This is a genomic window from Gemella parahaemolysans, from assembly GCF_053758945.1.
The window spans coordinates 1-3,550 of sequence record NZ_JBSMTP010000027.1; the positions used below are offsets into that span (position 1 = coordinate 1).

The window sequence follows — 3,550 nt, forward strand, 5'->3', positions numbered from 1 at the left end:
CTTGAACTACTCTTATTTTATCAAGAAAGGATGATTTTTCAATTGTTTAACTTTTATCTCGCACCCGCATAGCGGGTGGTTTTTTGTTTCGGAGACTTCGCCTCCTCAACTGGCTAAAGCCTTTTAACCAAAAAAGCCCTCGAAAAATATCGAGGGCTTTCGACTATACTTAAAGATTTATTATAAACTTTAAATTAGTTTTTGTCGTTTTTACGACGTCTTGCTGCTGCAAGTAATCCACCTAGGATTCCTAATCCTAATCCTGCTAATCCAGTATTAGTTTCAGTTGTACCTGTGTTAGCTAAACGTTTTGTTGGTTCAGCTGGTTTTGTTGGTACATTTGGTGTTACCTTACCTGGTGTTACTACTGGAACTTCTACAGCTGGTTTTCCTGGTTCTGTAATCTTACCTGTTCCTGGTACTTTACCTTCTGGTAATTCGCTGTTCGGTACTTTTCCTTTACCGTCTTCACCGATTGTTACTGTAATTGTGTTTCCATCTTTTCCTGGAATTTCTACCTTAGTTCCTGGTGGGTATGTTGACCCATCTGGTTTCTTCGGCGTTATTGTTACGTCACCTGTCTTAGGATCTTGTTCAACATCTAGTGTTGGTGTCTTACGTGCTGGTGTCGTTACATCTACTGGTTTTGATGGTTTCTTGTTAGGTTCTGTTACTGTTCCTGTACCTGGTACTTCTCCTTTTGGAAGTTTATCATTTGGTACTTCTCCTGAACCATTGTCTCCAATTGTTACAGTGATTATGTTTCCATCTTCACCTGGAATTTCTACCTTAGTTCCTGGCGGATATGTTGTTCCATCTGGTTTCTTCGGCGTTACAATCGCATCTCCATTTGGTTTACGTGTAATTTCAATCTTACCTGGTTGTTCTGTTGTTACCTTACCTGGTGTTTCTACATTTGGTACTTCCACTTCTGGTTTTCCTGGTTCTGTAATCTTACCTGTTCCTGGTACTTTATCTTCTGGCAACTCACTGTTTGGTACTTTTCCTTTACCGTCTTCTCCAATTGTTACTGTGATTGTGTTTCCATCTTTTCCTGGAATTTCTACCTTAGTTCCTGGTGGGTATGTTGACCCATCTGGTTTCTTCGGCGTTATTGTTACGTCACCTGTCTTAGGATCTTGTTCAACATCTAGTGTCGGTGTCTTACGTGCTGGTGTTGTTACATCTACTGGTTTAGATGGTTTCTTGTTAGGTTCTGTTACTGTTCCTGTACCTGGTACTTCTCCTTTTGGAAGTTTATCATTTGGTACTTCTCCTGAACCATTGTCTCCAATTGTTACAGTGATTGTGTTTCCATCTTCACCTGGAATTTCTACCTTAGTTCCTGGTGGATATGTTGTTCCATCTGGTTTCTTCGGCGTTACAATCGCATCTCCATTTGGTTTTCTTGTGATTTCAATCTTACCTGGTTGTTCTGTTGTTGGAGCACCTGGAATTATCTTACTTGGTGTTTCTACATTTGGTACTTCCACTGCTGGTTTTCCTGGTTCTGTAATCTTACCTGTTCCTGGTACTTTTCCTTCTGGTAACTCACTGTTTGGTACTTTTCCTTTACCGTCTTCACCGATTGTTACTGTAATTGTAGTTGGGTTACCATCTTTATCTTTACCTGGAATTTCTACCTTAGTTCCTGGTGGGTATGTTGTTCCATCTGGTTTCTTCGGCGTTATTGTTACGTCACCTGTCTTAGGATCTTGTTCAACATCTAGTGTTGGTGTCTTACGTGCTGGTGTCGTTATATCTACTGGTTTTGATGGGTTCTTATTAGGTTCTGTTACTGTTCCTGTACCTGGTACTTCTCCTTTTGGAAGTTTATCATTTGGTACTTCTCCTGAACCATTGTCTCCAATTGTTACTGTGATTGTGTTTCCATCTTCACCTGGAATTTCTACCTTAGTTCCTGGTGGGTATGTTGTTCCATCTGGTTTCTTCGGTGTTACTACAGCGTCTCCATTTGGTTTTCTTGTGATTTCAATCTTACCTGGTTGTTCTGTTGTTGGAGCACCTGGAATTATCTTACTTGGTGTTTCTACATTTGGTACTTCCACTTCTGGTTTTCCTGGTTCTGTAATCTTACCTGTTCCTGGTACTTTACCTTCTGGTAATTCGCTGTTCGGTACTTTTCCTTTACCGTCTTCACCGATTGTTACTGTGATTGTGTTTCCATCTTTACCTGGAATTTCTACCTTAGTTCCTGGTGGGTATGTTGTTCCATCTGGTTTCTTAGGTGTTACTGTTACATCACCTGTCTTAGGATCTTGTTCCACATCTAATGTTGGTGTCTTACGCGCTGGTGTTGTTACATCTACTGGTTTCGATGGTTTCTTGTTAGGTTCTGTTACTGTTCCTTTTCCTGGTAAATCTCCTTTTGGAAGTTTATCATTCGGCACTTCTCCTGAACCATTGTCTCCAATTGTTACTGTGATTGTTGTTCCATCTTCTCCTGGAATTTCTACCTTAGTTCCTGGTGGGTATGTTGTTCCATCTGGTTTCTTAGGTGTTACAATCGCATCTCCATTTGGTTTTCGTGTAATTTCAATCTTACCTGGTTGCTCTGTTGTTACTTTACCTGGTGTTTCTACATTTGGTACTTCCACTGCTGGTTTTCCTGGTTCTGTAATCTTACCTGTACCTGGAACTTTATCTTCTGGTAACTCACTGTTTGGCACTTTACCTTTACCATCTTCACCGATTGTTACTGTGATTGTGTTTCCATCTTTACCTGGGATTTCTACCTTAGTTCCTGGTGGATATGTTGTTCCATCTGGTTTCTTAGGTGTTACCGTTACATCACCCGTCTTAGGATCTTGTTCCACATCTAATGTTGGTGTCTTACGCGCTGGTGTTGTTACATCTACTGGTTTCGATGGGTTCTTATTAGGTTCTGTTACTGTTCCTTTTCCTGGTAAATCTCCTTTTGGAAGTTTATCATTCGGCACTTCTCCTGAACCATTATCTCCAATTGTTACTGTGATTGTTGTTCCATCTTCTCCTGGAATTTCTACCTTAGTTCCTGGTGGGTATGTTGTTCCATCTGGTTTCTTAGGTGTTACAATCGCATCTCCATTTGGTTTTTGTGTAATTTCAATCTTACCTGGTTGTTCTGTTGTTGGAGCACCTGGGATTATCTTACTTGGTGTTTCTACATTTGGTACTTCCACTTCTGGTTTTCCTGGTTCTGTAATCTTACCTGTACCTGGAACTTTACCTTCTGGTAACTCACTATTTGGTACTTTACCTTTACCATCTTCACCGATTGTTACTGTGATTGTGTTTCCATCTTTACCTGGGATTTCTACCTTAGTTCCTGGTGGATATGTTGTTCCATCTGGTTTCTTAGGTGTTACTGTTACATCACCTGTCTTAGGATCTTGTTCAACATCTAGTGTCGGTGTCTTACGTGCTGGTGTTGTTACATCTACTGGTTTCGATGGTTTCTTGTTAGGTTCTGTTACTGTTCCTTTTCCTGGTAAATCTCCTTTTGGAAGTTTATCATTCGGCACTTCTCCTGAACCATTGTCTCCAATTG

1 protein-coding gene is annotated in these 3,550 nt (G+C 40.5%); it reads right to left on the reverse strand.

The genetic code is table 11. From position 1 onward, the window contains the following. Positions 1 to 194: 194 nt before the first annotated feature. Positions 195 to 3,550, reverse strand: a 3,356-nt coding sequence (locus tag ACWOBP_RS08075) for an LPXTG cell wall anchor domain-containing protein (protein ID WP_455338257.1), incomplete at its 5' end; no start/stop codon positions are given.